The following is a 16,815-nucleotide window of genomic DNA, read 5'->3' as shown; positions in this document are numbered from 1 at the left end:
GGCTCGGACAATCACTCCCAGACAGGAGCGACGATGAAAAAATACCAGATGTATATCGGTGCCGAATGGAAGGGTCCATCTTCCGGCGGGTACATCGAATCCCAGAACCCGTTTACCGGTCAGCCTTGGGCCCTGATCCCGCGGGGCACGACCGAGGACGCGAGCGCAGCGGTGAATGCCGCCTATGCGGCCTACGATCGCGGTGCGTGGGCCGACATGACCCCCAGTGCGCGCGGCGCGCTGCTGAGGAAACTCGGCGACCTGATCGCGCGGGAGGCCGAGCATCTCGCGGACGTCGAGGTCACCGACAACGGCAAGCTCAAGGCGGAGATGCTCGGGCAGATGCGCTACATGCCGGAGTGGTATTACTACTTCGGTGGCTTGGCGGACAAGGTCGAGGGAGCGACCATTCCATCGGACAAGCCGGGCATGTTCAACTTCACCCAGTACGAACCGCTGGGCGTGGTCACCATCATCACGCCGTGGAACTCGCCGTTGCTGCTGGCAAGCTGGAAGATCGCACCTGCCCTGGCGGCCGGCAACACCGTCGTCGTCAAGCCTTCGGAGTTCACGTCCGCGTCGATGCTGGAATTCGCGAAGCTCGTGGAAGAAGCTGGTTTTCCGAAGGGTGTATTCAACGTGGTCACCGGCTACGGCGCCGAAGTCGGCTCCGCGCTGGTTGAGCATCCCAAGGTGGCGAGGGTCGCATTTACCGGTGGGGAGGCGGGCGGTGTCGCGGTCTATCAGGCCGCGGCACGCGGTCTCAAGCACGTGTCGCTCGAACTCGGGGGCAAGTCGCCGAACATCGTTTTTGCCGACGCGGACATCGACAACGCGGTGAAGGGGGCGGTGTCGGGCATTTTCGCGGCGACCGGGCAGACCTGCCTGGCCGGGTCGAGGCTGTTGCTTCAGGACAGCATTCATGACGCGTTCGTCGAGAAACTCGTCGCGCTTGCCGGCACCGCCCGGATGGGCGACCCGATGGACATGATCACTCAGGTCGGTCCGGTGACCACCCAGCCGCAGTACCAGAAGATCCTGTCCTACATCGACATCGCGAAGCAGGAGGGGGCCACCTGCGTGCTCGGCGGCAAGCCGGGAAGCGGCCCCGAGTGCGGCGACGGCTGGTTCGTCGAGCCGACGATCTTCACCGGTGTGCGCAACGACATGCGCATCGCGCAGGAGGAAGTATTCGGTCCGGTCCTGTCCATCATCCGCTTCAAGGACGAGGAAGAGGCGATCGAGATCGCGAACGACGTGCTGTACGGCTTGGCGGCCGGGGTTTGGACCTCGGACATCGGGCGTGCGCTGAAGATGACCAAACGGATTCGTGCCGGCACGGTGTGGGTGAATGCGTACCGCGTGGTCAGCTACATGTCCCCGTTTGGCGGCTACAAGCGTTCGGGCATCGGGCGCGAGAACGGACAGGAAATGATCAAGGAGTATCTGCAGGTCAAGAGCATCTGGATCAATACGAACAAGGAAATCGCGAATCCGTTTGTTCTGGGTTGAGCGAACGGGGCGCGCGGGGCGGACGCATCGACCAGGCCGCACCATCTTTGTAAAAAATCATTTTTGCATACAGTGTCAGATGCTCAGGCTACAATTCAACGCATACTCTCGTACTAATGGCGTCCGGGTATTGGCGCAGGCCGGTCCGGGCGGAGCCCTTGGCACGAGGCGTCCCGGTGAACGAGCGCAGGAGACCAGCATGCCAGCCCATCCGATCAAGGAAATCCTGAACGGCCGCCCGTTCGTGTGCGTCGATGCCTCGACGCAGGTGCGTGCGGTGACCCGCATGATGGCCGAGCAGCGTTGCAGCGGGGCGCTGATCACCACTGACGGTGTCCTGGCCGGGATCTTCACCGAGCGCGACGCGACCTTCAGGGTGCTCGCCGCCGGCCTGGATCCGGACGCCACGCCGGTGTCCGAGGTCATGACCGTCGACCCGATGACGCTCACCGAGGAGCGTCCGTTCGGCCACGCGTTGCACATGATGTACGAGAACCAGGTCCGTCATATCCCGATCGTCACCGGCGGACGGATTCCGGTCGGTATCGTCACCGCGCGCGACGCGCTATCCCTCGACGCCCTTGCGTTCAGCGAGGAACTGGTGCTGCGCGAAGAGATCACGACCATACTCTGATGCGTCGGTCGCTGCTTGACCCAGGCGGATGAGCCGACTATGTTTCAAATACCCGACTGAATAAGTCGGATAAAAGGGCTTGCGACCCGGAGGCGTCAGCACCGCGCGCCCGGGTCGCGGCGAGCGCCGGGAATACCACCGGTGACTCCGATCATCCAACAGGAGACAAATCATGACGACATTGCGTAGCCGCAGCTCTTCTTTGCTTCGATTCGGTACGGCGGCCGTTGCGACGGCCTTGCTCGTGGCATCGGCCTTCGCCGAGGTGCCTCGAACACCTGCGCCGGAAGGCGCGAGCGTCTACTTCATCGAGCCCAGCGACGGTGCGACGATCGCCGGTCCGGTGAAGGTCGTCATGGGCCTGCGGGGCATCGGTGTGGCGCCGGCCGGCGTCGACATGGACAAGACCGGCCATCACCACATCCTGGTCAATGTGACCGAACTGCCTCCGATGGATGCGCCGCTGGCTGCGACCGACCAGTTCCGCCATTTCGGCGGCGGTCAGACCGAGACCACGCTCGAATTGCCCGCCGGCACGCATACATTGCAGTTGCTTCTCGGCGACAAGAACCACATCCCGCATGATCCGCCGCTCATGAGCGACAGGATCACGATCACCGTGACCCAGTAGTCGCAAACCGGGCCGTCCTGCCGGCGCCGGTCGGCCCGAGGCTCGGCTCGAACCGGCGGGGGGCGGACCCGACCTGCATATCCCGCGTGCCCGAATCGACGGCGTGAGTCCGTGCGCATCGATCATTCGGGTATTCCAAATCCTGTCACGACTCGTTTCTTCCTCAAGCCGCTCGGCGACCGCCGCCGTTAATGCTCATCATCAAGTGCAGCGCATGCGATAGATTGCATGCATAATCGTCTTTACAACGATCTCGGCTGTGATACATTCGAGAAAAAGAACTTGTTTGCATGCAATAAATGAAGATGTGCGGATCCGGCGATGTTTTGCTGCAGGTGGATCAATATCGTGACTTCCGGGCACTGCACTTTTTTGCATGGGACATGTGGCCCCCTCAGCTCAAAGGAGTAGGAGACGAATAATGATCAGAAGAATCGTGCAAAAATCTGCTTTGACGGCAATCCTTGCGACCACTGCGCTGATGGCGACGCACGTCGTGGCCGAAACCCTTAGGTTCTCGGATTACGGACCCAACCGAGGCACGCGTGCCGAAGTACTGCAGTGGTTCGCCGATGAAGCCAAGGCGCGCACCGGTGGTGAGGTGGAGTTCGAGTTTCACTGGGGAGGATCCTTGCTCGGTATGCGGGCCACGCTCGAGGGTCTCGGATCCGGGGTGGCTGATGCGGGAACCGTGATTGGCTTCGCACACCCCCGCGAGCTGCGTGGTTATAACATTGGTGATCTCCCGGTCGAGAACTCCGATATCTGGGTGGGGCAGCGCGCGATCTACGATCTCGCGAGAGAGCATCCGGCGCTTCAGCTTGAGTTTGAACGCGCCGGCGTCGTGTACATCACGAATTTTTCCACCGGCCCGATTCAACTCGTATGTCGTCAGGAAATCCAGAGTCTCGCGGACATCCGCGGCTTGCGCATTCGAGCGTCGGGACCGTACGGCGATGCGCTGGCGGATCTGGGGGCCCAGATCGAACGCATGTCGCAGGCGGACGTCTATCAGGCGCTCGATAGCGGCCTGGTCGACTGCAACCAGAATTACTACTACTCGATTCGCGCCTATCGGCAATACGAGGTTGCGCCTCATGTGCTTGCGCTCGATTGGGGGCAGAACCTGTCCTTCGGCGTGTTCATGAGCAAGCTTGCCTATGATCGCCTCAGTGACGCGCACAAGGCGACCATTCACGAACTTGGGAGCGAGTTCATCGACCGCTTCTCGCATGCGCTGCAGGAAAGCAGCGACACGGACAAGGCCGCGATGGAGCAGGGCATAGACGGAAATGCCGTTTCCGTGAAGGTGCTTCCGGAAGACGAGCGGCGCGGGTTGCTCGAAGCCGGTCAGCATCACGTGCAGAAATGGGTCGAACAAGCCAATGCGGATGGCCTGGACGGTCGAGCGATACTCGATGCCTATCTCGCATATATTACCGTCCATGCGAAGGAGCTGGACGGCAACGGCTATCCATGGACCCGCTGAGTGCAGACGAACTGAAGCCCGCTCGGGCCACTTGGGCCGAGGGGCTTCTGGCACAGATTGCGACCGCGGCGGTGGCAATGTTGTGCGTGCTCGTCACGGTGAGCGTGCTGTCGCGACTGCTCGGCCAACCCCTGATTCCCGACAGCGTGCTGTTGGTCCAGGAGATGATGGTGTTGGTCATCCTGTTCCCGCTCGCCGTGCTCACCGCGATGCGCGAGCAGATCGCAGTCACAGTGTTCACGCAACGGGCAGGCGAGCGTTCGCAGCGACTGCTAGCCGCGGTCGGACATGTGGTGGGCCTGGTTTTCGGGGGCGTATTGTTGTGGGCGAGCAGCCGATTGCTGATGCGCTCCCTGGCCACCGGTGAATACTATTACGGCGCACTGGACATACCGATGTGGATCGGTCACGCAGTGTTCGCGCTGGGTGCCGCCGCATTCGTCCTGCGGCTTGTCGTGATGCTGCTGATCGACCTGAACGGCGCCATGTCCCGCCGGAAAGCGCAATCCTAGAAGAAGCTCGTCTTCGGTAAAGGCTCGCAGATGGACCCCAATCTCCTCGTTGGGCTGGCCTTGAGCGCAGTCGTCATGCTGCTCGTGCTGCGCGTGCCGATCGCGTATGCCCTGGGTGGTGTCGCAACCGTGGGTCTGTTTCTGTTCTTCTCGTGGAGGCCGGGAGCAAGCTTTGATTCGGATCGCGGACTGACGCCGACCCTCTCGGTGATCGGAACAACAGCGTTCGATTTCGTCCATAACTACCCTCTGAGCATGATTCCGCTGTTCATCGGTCTCGGACACGTGGCCTATCATGCCGGAATTACGACTGACCTCTATCAGTCGCTGCGGATCTGGCTGGCAAGGATGCCCGGCGGCCTTGCGATGGCGTCGATCATGGGATGCGGCGGGTTCTCCGCAGTTTCGGGTTCCAGCGTAGCCTGCGCAGCTGCCATGGGGCGTATCACCGTCCCCGAGATGCTGCGCTTTGGCTACGACCCGAGGCTAGCGTCCGCGGCGGTTGCAGCTGGCGGCACGCTGGGTTCGCTTGTGCCACCCAGCCTGCTGTTCGTGATCTATGCGATCTTCACGGAGCAGTCGGTCAAGTGGCTTTTTCTCGCCGGCATTCTTCCGGGCCTGCTGTCCTTGCTGTCCTATCTCGTCACGACATGGGTGTGGGTGCGCTTGCGGCCCCAGGATGCCCCAATGGCCGACGAAAGCTACAGTCGTGCCGACCATCTTCGCGCGGTTGTGGGCCTTTGGCCGACTCTGTTGCTGCTCGTAATCATTGTCGGAGGCCTATTCTTCGGACTCTTCACCCCGACGGAGGCTGCAGGGGTGAGCCTTACTGTTGCGATTCTGATCGGATTCATGCGCCGCAGGCTCAGTCTCAAGCATCTTTACGCGGCCTTCAGCGAGACTGCCCGGCAGACCGCGATGATCTTTATGATCGCGCTCGGCGCGAAGATCTTCGTGTCATTCGCGTCGCTGACACGCATCGCGCCCAGACTGCTGGACTGGGTTCAGGGCACGGGCGCATCGATCGTCGTCGTGATTCTGGCCCTCGTGCTGCTATACATCGTTCTCGGGATGTTTCTCGATTCGATCGGAATTCTGGTGCTCACGCTCCCCTTCGTAATTCCCATCGTCGATGGCTATGGCCTGAATCTGATCTGGTTCGGCGTCGTGGTCATCAAGCTGCTCGAGATCGGCCTGATTACCCCGCCGGTCGGACTGAACGTGTTCGTGATCAAGTCGGTTTCGCCACGCGAGGTACGTCTGGAGCATGTGTTTCGAGGTATAGGCTGGTTCCTGATCCTGGATTTCGTCGTGCTCGCGGCAATCCTGCTTTTCCCGCAGATCTCGCTGCTGATCCCGTCAATGTCCGGATGACATTGACTTATAAAGGGGTCGCCGCTGGCATGTTAAGATTTTGCGTACTCCGATCCGGGTGAATCACGGCGTGAGCGTCCTCGGCGCGTTGTTGGCCGGATCAGGCCAACCCTTACTTGGATATTGCTTCGGAATCACGATGAGTTCACTGATCGAGCAGGTGGCGACCGAGTTGCGGCGCCGGATACTGAGCGGAGAACTGGAGCCTGGTCAGCGTATTCGGGAACTTGAGTTTGCCCCAGAGCTCGGCGTTTCGAGGACCCCGCTGCGCCTGGCGCTGGGCGAACTCGAAACGGAAGGACTGGTCGAGCGCGTCGGAAAACGCGGGTTCCAGGTCCGCCGTGTGACGCTGGATCAAGTGGCCGAGGCGGTCGATGTTCGCGGTGCGCTCGAGGGTCTCGCCGCAAGAATGGTCGCGGAGGCCGGTTTAAGCGATGAGGCCCATGCGCGACTGATCGGATGCATCGAAGAGGGTCGATCGATCCTCGGGGCAGCCAGCGATGGCGATGCGTCGCTGGATACCGCCCGGTGGGCCGACATGAATGCGCGCTTTCACCGGATTCTGGTCGATTCCGCGGGCAGCGACGTGCTTCGCGCCACACTCGAGTATGTGATCAAGATGCCGCTGGCTGCAGCGGGCGCTCTCGGCCTGAGCGGCGCTCACCCGATGCTGGCCTTGTCGTTTCTGGAGCGGGCGCAAAGCGATCATGAAGACCTGATGACTGCACTGGTCCGTCGCGAGGGAGCCCGTGCCGAAGCGCTGATGCGAGAGCATGCCCGGCGAAGTCGCGAGAACAAGCGTGCGCTGGCTCAACAGATCGGCCTGTTATCGGGCTAGGGCTGCCGGAAGCCCGTTCTGCGCGGCCGGTCGATGATCGAAAAGTCAGCGTAGGTGCGCAGCGCCCGGACGAGGTCGCCGCTCGGACGCCGGGCATGGCTCGGTCAGACACCCGCAAGGGGATTCCAGACCTCGTCACGGTGCGCCTTGGCTTCGGCGTCCGGTGCGTGACAGCAGCCGCTTCCTGGCTCTGTCGCTGCTTCGGTGTCGCAGCAGTTGCCGGGAAGCACCGGGGCGTGCACGCCACTGTGTTCGCAGCAGCCGCCCTTCCACCAGCGAGCGCCTTCACCCTGACAATACTTGTTGTCGGCGCCCACCATCCGCATGAACATCGGATGGTAGTTGCGACACACTTCCAGCTCGGTCTTGACCCAGTGGAGCGGATCCTTCGCATAATGCTCCCAGTATCCGCCTGGCATATTTATTCCAGGAACCGCAGGATTCCAGCTCTCGTCCAGCCACAGGTCGGGGTCGCCATACTTCGAGCACAGTTTGCGGATGGCCGGATCGTCCAGCGCCAGCAGACGACCGTTCTCGATGACGTTCTCGTTGTCGCCCGAGCGTTCCACCGTATAGGTCGGGAAGTAGAGGTGCAGATGCCAATGGCCTACCAACAGGCCCATGCGCGCCGCTTCACGTTCGGTCATGGACGAGATGATGGTTCCGAAACCCATGTGGATGACGCCGGAACGCACACGTTCATAAAGACAGTTTACAAAGCCGGACGGGAAATCTTTGCGCGGGCGGTGAATGTGGGGATTCGTTCCAATCGACGCTTCCCACCAGTGCATGATTCCCTTGTCCGGAAAGCCGGGATACTGTGAGTCTCTGGTGAGCTCCATGACCTCGCGCAGTTTGTCGCCGAAGGCCCCGCCGGCATTGATTCTGGTGATCTTTGAGTTCTCAACGATCAGCTGCGTCCAGTCGCAGGGCGCGATGTGGTTTGTCGTGCCGGCGATGACACCGCAGCCGTCTTCCTTGGTCGGGTGAAACATCCACGGGCGCCCGGTGATATGTCCGGGCAGGTAGGTCTTGCCAAAGTGTTCGTTGCCGCGCCAGGTGTTGGCGGTCAGTTCCGGGTTGTAGAACTCGCGCTTCGCATCCCAGTACTCGTCGTGGTTCGTAAACGACATATCCGTGCCTTCCGGATCCGTGATCCGGACCCGGCGTGCACTTCGGATCCGCTCCCAGGCCCACGCGTCCATCGCATTGATGACCTCGATCGGCATCGCATGCGCCGGCGAGGCGAGAATCTCGGGCGTGATGAAGGGCATGCGCTGGATCTTAATGAAGCGTTCGGCCAGAACCGGGCCACCATAACCCATCAAGATCTTGTCGTACTTCTGCTTCTTCTCCTCCTCTTCCCACATGTCCATCCATTCGGCCAGTTCCTTGGTCCGGAACAAGTAGTACTCTACCTCGTCCGAACCCACCCACTGCGGCACCGGACCACGATCGATCTTCTGAATGTCGTACTTGATCTGGTATTTCTCAAGGATGCGCTGGCACGCCTGTATCGTCAGTTCGCTGTGCCAGTTGTCCACCCGCAGCAGTACACGCTCACCGGGTTTTAGATCCCAGCACGCGTTGAGTCCGTGGTTGTATGGGCGTTGTGCGACATGCTCGAGGTAGGGCAGCAGTTGATCGACGCTGCTTACTTCTACGAATGGCGGGCACCGCGGGGGTCGGGAGCCTAGCAGCGGTGGTTGCGGATGAACGGGCAGGCCGGAAGGGGGCGAACGCAGCGACTGGACATCTTCAGAGCGAAGGGTAGCCGAGGAGTGAGAGTTGAGCATTTTACGTTCTCTCCATTTCGTCAAGGGTGGCTCTAGATTGCATGCAGAAATGGATCTGCGTCAAGCATGTGTTCTTTAATCGGCCCGTATATAGTAAGTTTTGCACGCAATGACGGGTCGCCTTTTTGAGGCCGCAGGCTTCCCCGCGGCATTGATGCCAACCGATTTGAGTGCAAGGGGACGAACATCGCCGCAGAACTCGTCCGACCGCTTCGACATCGAATGGCCGATGACACGCACAGTTGCGCATTCGGCCCGGTCACGGTGGCACAATCGCAGTCCGCAGCACCCTGCCACCGATCGTCCATCGAGCGAATGACCATGCCCCAAGCCGAACACATGACCTACGAGGCCTATCTCGACGAGGTCGCGACCCTGCTCACCGAAATCTACACGATGGAGGAAGATGCGGCGATCCAGCTGGTGATGCGTGCGCAGGCGGACGACTTCTTCACGCTGCATGATGACGATCCCGGCTTGTGCACGCTGGAGCGGGCGCAGCGGGACGTGCGCGAGATATTCAGAAAGTACAAGCAACCCAGGCCGCGGGAACACAAGCCGCGCGCGCACAAGTCGCGCTGAAGGCCGATCTCCGATACCCTTCGTGGCCCACTGCACTGCGCGGCGTCGCGGTGAGGCTAGGCGATCGCAAGGACCACAACGACCGGCGGTGGTTCGGGTCCAAATGATGATCAACAGGGCTGACCACTTTACTCAAGCATGAAGAACCCCAATATGGACTCTGAAGTCGTCGATGCGCAGATCTCTCCGGTCGGACGCATGGAGGTGCTGTCCCGCGCCGAGGCGCTCGCCTTGTCCGATCACGGCCAGGGCGGCCTGCACGAGCTCTTCCGCAATTGTTCGCTGGCGGTGCTCAACTGCGGCAACGAGCTCGATGACGGTCGGGAACTGTTGCAGCGCTACCGCTCCTTCGAGATCGACATCGTGCAGCGCTCGCGCGGCATCAAGCTCGACATCCGGGGCGCACCGGCCAGCGCCTTCGTCGATGGCGTGATGATCCGCGGCATCCAGGAACACCTGTTCACGGTGTTGCGCGACGTGATCTATGCCAGCCAGGAGATCGGCGGCAGCACGGGTGCGCGCTTCGACCTGGGCAGCTCCGAGGGCATCACCGACGCGGTCTTCCACATTCTGCGCAACGCTGGCGTCGTGCAGCCGATCGACCATCCGAACATGGTCGTTTGCTGGGGCGGGCATTCGATCAGTCGCGAGGAGTACGACTACACCAAGCGGGTCGGATACCAGCTGGGGCTGCGCGGTCTGGACGTGTGCACCGGTTGCGGCCCGGGGGCGATGAAGGGACCGATGAAGGGCGCCACGATCGGTCATGCCAAGCAGCGGCTGGCCCATGCACGCTATCTCGGTTTCACCGAGCCGGGCATCATTGCGGCCGAGGCGCCCAACCCCATCGTCAATGAGCTGGTGATCTTCCCGGATGTCGAGAAGCGCCTCGAAGGTTTCGTTCGCGCCGGTCATGGCTTCGTCGTGTTTCCGGGCGGCGTCGGCACGGCCGAGGAAATCCTGTACGTGCTCGGCATCCTGCTGCATCCCGACAACGCGGGCGTGCCGTTTCCGCTGGTGTTCACCGGGCCCGGCAGTGCCGAGGCGTATTTCCGGCGGATCGACGGTTTCATCGGCCAGACCCTGGGGGCCGAGGCCCAGCGACTGTACAAGATCATCATCGACGACCCGGTGGCGGTCGCGCGCGAGATCCAGGCCGGCATCGCGGACGTGCGCGCCCATCGCAAGGACACCGGAGACGCCTACTATTTCAACTGGCTGCTGCGCATCGACCACGACTTCCAGAAACCCTTCCGGCCCACGCACCAGAACATGCGCAAGCTCAGCCTGCACCGCAAGCAGCCGGCCCATCTGCTGGCCGCGAACCTGCGTCGCGCCTTCTCCGGGGTCGTCGCCGGCAACGTCAAGAACGAGGGCATCCTGTCGATTGAGAAACACGGCCTGTTCGAGATCCTCGGCGACCCGGCGATCATGGGCCCGATGGACGTGCTGCTGTCGTCGTTCGTCGAGCAGGGCCGGATGAAACTGGCCGGCAGCGCCTATCGTCCCTGCTACAAGGTCGTCACCGACACGGCGTGAGCGAACCGGCGAACAGCGCCGGGCGTCGTCGTCGACGCGACCGAGGAATCGCGCATCGCGGTCATCGGCGGCGCACACCTCGGCTCGCGCTTCATCGACTGGAATTTCGTCGCGAGCCGCAAGGGCCGCATCGAACAGGCCAGGCGCGACTGGGAGGAAGGGCGCTTTCCCAAGGTTCCGGGCGACGACATCGAATTCATCCCGTTGCCCGAATGAGCGCTGCTCAGGGCACCACAAGCGTCAGGCCGGTCTCCACGTGGTCAGGGTTTCCGAGTACATGGCGGTTCGCATCGTGCAGTCGCGGCCACAGCGCGCTGTCGCCATAGAATCGCGTCGCGATGATGGCCAGCGTGTCCAGCGGGCGGACCAAGTAGAGGCCTCGGGCCCCGGTGATGCGTGCGACGAAGGTCTGGGCGGCGGCCTGTTCCTTTGCGGCTTCCTCCAGCTCCATCCGTTGCTCCGGCGTCACGTTGCGACGGTAGCGCTGCGCGAGCTCCACGTAGATTGCCGTCGCCTCGGCGGCGGCGACCCGCGCCGCCTCCACCGATGCCGTCCCGCCCTCGTCCGGCGCGAGCCGCGTGCGCACATCTTCGAGCTCGGCCTGCAGAGACGACAGTGCCACCCGCTGTGACTCAATTTCCGCGGTCGCGGCGTCTGCGCGTGCAGCAAGCGCCTGGGCGTCGCGCGCGGCCGCGGCCAGCTGGTCGGTGAGCGCCTGGCGACCCGCCTCGGCCTCGGCCAGCAGCTTGCTCGCCGAGTCGAGTTCCGACCGCGCCGCGTCGCGCTCCGACATGGCCGCGTCGAGCGAAGAACGCAACCGGTCCAGCTCCTCCGCGCCGGTGGCGGCGGCCGTGCGCGCCTCGGCGAGTTCGGCGTCGCGCGTGGCGAGCATCGCGGTCGCTTCGTCGCGGGCCGACTCGGCGCCGACCAGTTGCGTGCGCAGGCGTTCCAGTTCCGACTCGCTGGCGCTGGCAGCGCTGCGTGCGCTGGCCAGTTCGGCTTCGAGTGCCGCGTACGCGGCATCGGCTTCGGTAACGCGGGCCTGCGCCGCCTCCAGCGCCCCGCGCAACTGAGCGAGCTCGTCTGCGCTCGCGGCGGCCGTCCTGCCGGCCTCTGCGAGTTCGGCCTCGCGCGCCGCGAGGGCCGCCGCGGCCTCCTCGCGCGTGCGCCGCTCGGCAATCACCTGCGCTAGGGCCTCGTCGCGTTGCAGTTCGGCCGCACGCGTGGCTTCCTGGGCTGCGGTGAGCTGCTGATCCAGTGCCTTCACCGCATCATCGGCCTGCATCGCGCCCGCCGGCGCCGCCTGATGCGTATCCGCCAGTGCAACCGTGTGCAAGGACAGCGTCAGCAACACGGCCAACCCGATCGCGATCGGATTTCGTGCGGGTCGTGAGCGTGTCGTAATCGGTGTTGTTTCGAGTTTGCCCGGCACCATCTGATTCTCCCCTTTCATTGCTGGCGGGCGGGCTGTTCGGACCCGGTGGTCTGGCTGCGCCCGTGCGTGCTCGAACTTCGAGCGTCCATACGTCTTGGCTGAATTTCCATTAAAGCATCTCGGCGACGAATTGCCATTTCCCAGGATCGGGGGCAGTGTTTCGGTCGCCGCTAGCGTGCCAGTCTAGACCCATTGAACCGGATGGAACGTTCCGGTTTTAAATGACCGCGCATCCGGGTCTGGCCGGACCGCGATTGAAAACCGGCAACATGCAAACTAAAGTCAGAGGGGAGGCGGCTGCGCGTTCTTCCATCGACGATCGACGCACAGGAGGATTCCATGAGCAAGACCATCACCGCAACCTACGACAACGCACAAGCCCTGACCAACGCGGTCAATGAACTGGTCGCCGACGGTTTGCCGAGCGAAGAGCTGTATCGCGACGACGAAAAGACGCAGTTGAAAGTCATGGTCCCGGAGGCGATCGAAGCGGGGGTCGTCGAGATCCTGAAACGGCACCATCCGACCCGCATCGAATGACCGGATCGGCGCGCGGCGCCTGACGTCGTCGCGCGTCATGGTGCGTCACGGCGTGCCGCCGTAGCGTGCCTCCAGATGCGTGCGGAAATGGGCCGGATCGAGGTTCGATCCGCTCGCCTGCCGCGCCAGTTCGCGCGTCTCCCAGCGACTGGCCTGCGACCAGACGTTCGTGCCGAGCCAGTCGAACAGCGGGTGCAGGTCGCCTGTAGCGATGCGTGCATCCACGTCCGGTACCGCGCATCGCAGCGTGGCGGCCCATTGCGCGGCATACATCGCGCCCAGCGTGTAGGTCGGGAAGTAGCCGAACGCACCTCCTGGCCAGTGCACATCCTGCATGCAGCCGTCACGGTAGTCGCCGCGGGTATCGACGCCGAGCAGCGTCATCATGCCCTCGTCCCATTGTGCCGGGATGTCCTCGGCCTCGATCTCGCCCGAAATCAGCGCGCGCTCGACCCGGTAGCGCACCATGACGTGTGCGGGGTAGGTCAGTTCGTCGGCCGACACCCGGATCTTCCCGGGGGCGACCCGCGTCAGCAACCGGTACAGGTTGTCGGCATCGAATCCGGCCCGTTTGCCCAGGTGAGTGCGCAGCATCGGCGCCAGCACCTCGGCAAAGGCGCGGCTACGCCCTACCTGCATCTCCAGGAACAGGCTCTGGCTCTCGTGGATCGCGTACGAGCGCGGCCGCCCCACCGGCTGGCCCAGCCACGCCCGCGGCAGGCCCTGGGCGTAGCGCGCGTGGCCGGTCTCGTGAATCGTCGCGTACAGCGCGGACAGGAAGTCATCGTCGCGATAGCGGGTCGTGACCCGCACGTCTTCCGGCACGCCGCCGGTGAACGGATGGGTGCTTTCGTCGAGCCGTCCGGCGTCGAAGTCGAAACCGAACACGTCCATCACCGCGCGGCCCAGCGCACGTTGAGTGTCGACCGGAAACGGCCCTGCGGGAACGACGACGGCCTCGTCACGCCGCACCTGCTGCGCACGCGTGATCAGGTCCGGCAACCAGGCCTGCAGCGCACCGAACAGACGGTCGAGCAACGCACCGGTCATGCCCAGTTCGTACCGGTCGACCAGCGTGTCGTAAGGGGCGAGTCCGGTCGCATCGGCCAGGCGCAGCGCCTCCTCCCGCGCGAAATGCACCACCTCGCGGAAGTTGTCCAGAAAACCCGCCCAGTCATTGGCGGGGCGCTGACTGCGCCAGGCGTGTTCGCAGCGCGCGGCGGCCAAGGACATGGCGGCCACCAGCGTTTCGGGCAGCGCGTTGGCGTCGCGCCAGTCGCGTCGGATCTCGCGCAGGTTCGCACGTTCGAACGGGTCGAGCGGCTCGTCCTCGGCGCGCTGGATCAACTCGGCAAGCCGCGGGGCGCGCCGCATGCCGTGGATCAGACTGCGTAGCTCCGCATCCGCCGCAGCCCGCGCGGCGCTGCCGCCAGGCGGCATCATCGTGCTGCGGTCCCACGACAGCATCGATTCGACATGCTCGAGTCGATACAGCCGGGCATGAACGGACACCAGTTCGGCGTAGGCGGGCGATGTGGGCATGGGTGTCTTCCGGGCGGTCGGGGTCAGTGATTGCAAAAGACGACATGGTGACCGTGCGCCACCGCCTCGCGCACGCTGGCCGGCGTGAGCCCCACGCGGTATTCATGCACCTTGATCTCTCGCGGCACGCCAATGATCATCGTCGCCTCCCGTCGGTTGCTGGTCGTCGGCGGCCGGCCGCATGCGTTCGTCGGCGGCGCCTTTCGCTGAAATCCGCCCTCAGCGGGCTTCTGCCCGATGATGGCCCGAAAGCGCGCGTCCGCCAAGAATGACGGGCGCCAGGCGTACGATTGTGCGAACGCCGGCGGCAGCGCAGCCCCGGATCCGAACCAATCCCGCACGGCGCAGTCCGTGCATGACCGTCACGAGCCTTCCCCGATGATCTCTGCAGCCTATGTCGCCCTGTTCCTGTCCGCGTTCGGCGCGGCCACGCTGCTGCCGCTGCAGTCCGAGGCGGTGCTGGTCGGCCTGCTGGTCAATGGCGCGCATCCGCCGTGGGCGTTGATCGTGGTGGCCACCGCCGGCAACGTGCTCGGATCGGTGGTGAACTGGCTGCTCGGGCTCTACCTCGAACACTGGCGCGACCGGCCGTGGTTTCCGGTGCGGCCCGAGCGCCTCGAAAAGGCCCAGGCGAACTACCACCGCTACGGCAGGTGGTCGCTGTTGCTGAGCTGGATGCCGATCATCGGCGACCCGCTCACGGTAATCGCGGGCGTGATGCGCGAACCCTTGTGGAGCTTCGTGCTCATCGTGACCGTCGCGAAGGCCGGGCGCTACCTCGTGCTGGCCGCGCTGACGCAGGGCGTGCTCGGCTGATGCGCCCGGGTTTCGCTGTCTTCAGCAGATCCGTTCCCACAGGCTGACTTCGTCCTCGAACTTGTCGAGTTCCAGGCCCTTGAAGTCGCTGCGGGACACGATGCCGAGCACCTTGCCGTCGGCGTCCAGCACCGGCAGGTGGCGGTAGCCGCCGTCGCCCATCGCGCGCAGGGCCTCGATTGCCGTGCTGCCGGCCAGTATCGTGTCGGGCGCCTGGGTCATCACGTCCTTCAGCAGGGTCTCGCCGCCGGCGGGATTGCTCGCCATCACCCGCACCACGTCGCGTCCGGTGAAGATGCCGCGCAGCTTCCTGTGGCCGTCCACGACCAGCACTGCGCCGACCCGCCGTTCGTACATGGATTCGCAGGCGTGCTTCACGGTGTCAGTGGGACGCAGCACCAGCGGGTTCTGGTCCTTGACGATGAAGGATATTGTCCGGTTGGTCATGAGGGGCTCCGTCAGGCTTGTGCAGGGATTCATCCACATTCTAGGCCGGAACGATCCGGCAGAACAGGCACCCAGCGGGGTTCGGGTACGGCGGCCCCTGCCCGCTCCTGCGCCTGCTCGACGCGGTACCGCAAGGCTGGCAGGCAGGGTACTGCTTCCCGGCGGGACACGCGAGTGCCGGCATGTGGCTGCCGATCCAACCGCACGAGGCGCTTGCTGTGTTCGCCAGCAGCCTTGGCGTTGGACTGGCAATGGGCTGGGTGCCGACTCTCCGCGGGTCAATCAGGGACGAACGGTTTGACCCCCGCGGCCTTCGCCGCTTTCTTGAGATCTGCGTCCAGCGTTGCAAGCGGTGAGCCGGTTCGCAGAGCCAATTCCAGGTACGCCGCGTCGTAGGCCGGCAGCTTGTAACGGCGCGCCAGGTGCAGGGTGTCGCTCAGGGCGTGCGCCGCCGTGGCCGTATCCGTCGCGATATTCAGCCGCTCCAGGAGGAAGACGAACGCCTGTGATCGGGCCTCGGTAAGAAGCCCTTTGGCCTCAGCTCTGGCGATGACACTGGAAGCCTCCAGAGCCCACAGAGAAGGGACCAGCGCCTGCCGTTCACGCAGTGCGCCCAGCACGGTTTCGGCGTAAGCCACGTCAGCAGGCTTTCCATCAACCAGCAGCCAGCACATCGCTACCGAGTTGTCGAGCACGAAGCTCATGCCCGCCCCTCGTTGATCAGCGCCTTGAGATCGATACCCGTGACGGGCGGCGCTGCGCGCATGAACTGACGCATTGCCTCGACGGCCGCCACGAGATCCGCTTGTTTGGTGCCTTCGGCCGGCACCAGATCGGCAATCGGCTCGCCACGCAGGGTGATCGTGTAGCGTTTGCCCGCCTGCACGCCGCGGAGCAACTCCGGGAGTTTCGTTTTGGCCTCATACGAGCCGATTTCAAGGTTCATGATGTTCTCCGGTCGATATAGACCAGTCTATAGACCAGTTGAGAAGGAATCAAGAACGGCGTTCTGTCAGCATGGCGCTGGCCTCCAATTCGTTCGCCAACGGCGCACCAGTGGTGCAGGGACCGCTCAAGGGCTGAGAGCCCCCGGTACGCATTGATACGACCCAATTGTCGCCGGACCTC

Annotated in this window: 18 protein-coding genes and 1 pseudogene; 12 read left to right on the top strand and 7 right to left on the bottom strand. The window is 63.6% G+C overall.

The window, feature by feature from the left end:
- The first annotated feature begins 33 nt into the window (after nucleotides 1-33).
- The 7 genes from ACKVEX_RS07780 to ACKVEX_RS07750 all read left to right on the top strand — a co-directional run bounded on the left by ACKVEX_RS07780 (nucleotide 34) and on the right by ACKVEX_RS07750 (nucleotide 6,990).
- Nucleotides 34-1,512, top strand: coding sequence for an aldehyde dehydrogenase (locus tag ACKVEX_RS07780; RefSeq protein WP_473215143.1), 1,479 nt, complete (start codon nucleotides 34-36; stop codon nucleotides 1,510-1,512).
- 199 nt (nucleotides 1,513-1,711) lie between these two features.
- The gene (locus tag ACKVEX_RS07775; RefSeq protein WP_473215142.1) at nucleotides 1,712-2,146 is read left to right on the top strand and encodes a CBS domain-containing protein; all 435 of its coding nucleotides are present in this window, start codon (nucleotides 1,712-1,714) and stop codon (nucleotides 2,144-2,146) included.
- A 172-nt stretch (nucleotides 2,147-2,318) separates the two neighbouring features.
- Nucleotides 2,319-2,777, top strand: a complete 459-nt coding sequence (locus ACKVEX_RS07770; protein WP_473215141.1) for a DUF4399 domain-containing protein — start codon at nucleotides 2,319-2,321, stop codon at nucleotides 2,775-2,777.
- Nucleotides 2,778-3,198: 421 nt separating this feature from the next.
- Nucleotides 3,199-4,266 carry a C4-dicarboxylate TRAP transporter substrate-binding protein gene (locus ACKVEX_RS07765; RefSeq protein WP_473215140.1) on the top strand — a complete coding sequence of 356 codons (1,068 nt, stop codon included), beginning with the start codon at nucleotides 3,199-3,201 and terminating at the stop codon, nucleotides 4,264-4,266.
- Nucleotides 4,254-4,778, top strand: a complete 525-nt coding sequence (locus ACKVEX_RS07760) for a TRAP transporter small permease (RefSeq protein ID WP_473215139.1) — start codon at nucleotides 4,254-4,256, stop codon at nucleotides 4,776-4,778. The genes ACKVEX_RS07765 and ACKVEX_RS07760 overlap by 13 nt, the downstream gene beginning before the upstream one ends.
- Nucleotides 4,779-4,808: 30 nt before the next feature.
- Nucleotides 4,809-6,152, top strand: coding sequence for a TRAP transporter large permease (locus tag ACKVEX_RS07755; RefSeq protein WP_473215138.1), 1,344 nt, complete (start codon nucleotides 4,809-4,811; stop codon nucleotides 6,150-6,152).
- A 139-nt stretch (nucleotides 6,153-6,291) separates the two neighbouring features.
- A complete protein-coding gene (locus tag ACKVEX_RS07750) occupies nucleotides 6,292-6,990 on the top strand; it encodes a GntR family transcriptional regulator (protein ID WP_473215137.1) in 699 nt (232 codons plus the stop codon).
- Between the two features lie 104 nt (nucleotides 6,991-7,094).
- Here the strand turns inward: ACKVEX_RS07750 and ACKVEX_RS07745 are convergent, their stop codons facing one another.
- A complete protein-coding gene (locus tag ACKVEX_RS07745) occupies nucleotides 7,095-8,786 on the bottom strand; it encodes a hypothetical protein (RefSeq protein WP_473215136.1) in 1,692 nt (563 codons plus the stop codon).
- A gap of 321 nt (nucleotides 8,787-9,107) precedes the next feature.
- Here ACKVEX_RS07745 and ACKVEX_RS07740 point away from each other — a divergent pair, with 321 nt between their 5' ends.
- The 3 genes and pseudogenes from ACKVEX_RS07740 to ACKVEX_RS07730 all read left to right on the top strand — a co-directional run.
- Complete coding sequence (locus tag ACKVEX_RS07740) at nucleotides 9,108-9,368, top strand: hypothetical protein (protein WP_473215135.1); 261 nt, start codon at nucleotides 9,108-9,110, stop codon at nucleotides 9,366-9,368.
- 153 nt (nucleotides 9,369-9,521) lie between these two features.
- Nucleotides 9,522-10,907 carry a nucleotide 5'-monophosphate nucleosidase PpnN gene (ppnN, locus tag ACKVEX_RS07735; protein ID WP_473215134.1) on the top strand — a complete coding sequence of 462 codons (1,386 nt, stop codon included), beginning with the start codon at nucleotides 9,522-9,524 and terminating at the stop codon, nucleotides 10,905-10,907.
- Between the two features lie 33 nt (nucleotides 10,908-10,940).
- Nucleotides 10,941-11,123, top strand: a pseudogene (locus ACKVEX_RS07730) (pirin-like C-terminal cupin domain-containing protein); the annotation flags it as partial.
- 7 nt (nucleotides 11,124-11,130) lie between these two features.
- Here the strand turns inward: ACKVEX_RS07730 and ACKVEX_RS07725 are convergent.
- Nucleotides 11,131-12,342 carry a LysM peptidoglycan-binding domain-containing protein gene (locus ACKVEX_RS07725; RefSeq protein ID WP_473215133.1) on the bottom strand — a complete coding sequence of 404 codons (1,212 nt, stop codon included), beginning with the start codon at nucleotides 12,340-12,342 and terminating at the stop codon, nucleotides 11,131-11,133.
- Between the two features lie 339 nt (nucleotides 12,343-12,681).
- Here ACKVEX_RS07725 and ACKVEX_RS07720 point away from each other — a divergent pair, with 339 nt between their 5' ends.
- Entirely contained in the window at nucleotides 12,682-12,882 is a 201-nt protein-coding gene (locus ACKVEX_RS07720; RefSeq protein ID WP_473215132.1) for a hypothetical protein, read from the top strand.
- A 45-nt stretch (nucleotides 12,883-12,927) separates the two neighbouring features.
- Here ACKVEX_RS07720 and ACKVEX_RS07715 read toward each other — a convergent pair whose 3' ends face one another.
- A complete protein-coding gene (locus tag ACKVEX_RS07715) occupies nucleotides 12,928-14,424 on the bottom strand; it encodes a carboxypeptidase M32 (protein WP_473215131.1) in 1,497 nt (498 codons plus the stop codon).
- A gap of 23 nt (nucleotides 14,425-14,447) precedes the next feature.
- Nucleotides 14,448-14,564: a hypothetical protein gene (locus tag ACKVEX_RS07710; protein WP_473215130.1), complete on the bottom strand. Its 117-nt coding sequence runs from the start codon at nucleotides 14,562-14,564 to the stop codon at nucleotides 14,448-14,450.
- A gap of 238 nt (nucleotides 14,565-14,802) precedes the next feature.
- Here ACKVEX_RS07710 and ACKVEX_RS07705 point away from each other — a divergent pair, with 238 nt between their 5' ends.
- Nucleotides 14,803-15,240, top strand: coding sequence for a YqaA family protein (locus ACKVEX_RS07705; protein ID WP_473215129.1), 438 nt, complete (start codon nucleotides 14,803-14,805; stop codon nucleotides 15,238-15,240).
- A gap of 21 nt (nucleotides 15,241-15,261) precedes the next feature.
- On the opposite strand, the gene ACKVEX_RS07700 is transcribed toward ACKVEX_RS07705, so the two are convergent.
- The 3 genes from ACKVEX_RS07700 to ACKVEX_RS07690 all read right to left on the bottom strand — a co-directional run bounded on the left by ACKVEX_RS07700 (nucleotide 15,262) and on the right by ACKVEX_RS07690 (nucleotide 16,633).
- The gene (locus ACKVEX_RS07700) at nucleotides 15,262-15,687 is read right to left on the bottom strand and encodes a CBS domain-containing protein (RefSeq protein WP_473215128.1); all 426 of its coding nucleotides are present in this window, start codon (nucleotides 15,685-15,687) and stop codon (nucleotides 15,262-15,264) included.
- Between the two features lie 278 nt (nucleotides 15,688-15,965).
- Complete coding sequence (locus ACKVEX_RS07695; RefSeq protein ID WP_473215127.1) at nucleotides 15,966-16,391, bottom strand: type II toxin-antitoxin system VapC family toxin; 426 nt, start codon at nucleotides 16,389-16,391, stop codon at nucleotides 15,966-15,968.
- Nucleotides 16,388-16,633: a type II toxin-antitoxin system Phd/YefM family antitoxin gene (locus ACKVEX_RS07690; protein WP_473215126.1), complete on the bottom strand. Its 246-nt coding sequence runs from the start codon at nucleotides 16,631-16,633 to the stop codon at nucleotides 16,388-16,390. Before ACKVEX_RS07690 ends, ACKVEX_RS07695 begins: the two co-directional genes overlap by 4 nt.
- Nucleotides 16,634-16,815: the final 182 nt, after the last annotated feature.

The sequence above is a fragment of the Denitraticella aggregata genome (assembly GCF_048158365.1).
Classification (GTDB): Bacteria; Pseudomonadota; Gammaproteobacteria; order Burkholderiales; family Rhodocyclaceae; genus Azoarcus_F.
The sequence above is the reverse complement of the archived record's forward strand: the minus strand, read 5'-3'. Positions and strand labels throughout refer to the sequence as shown.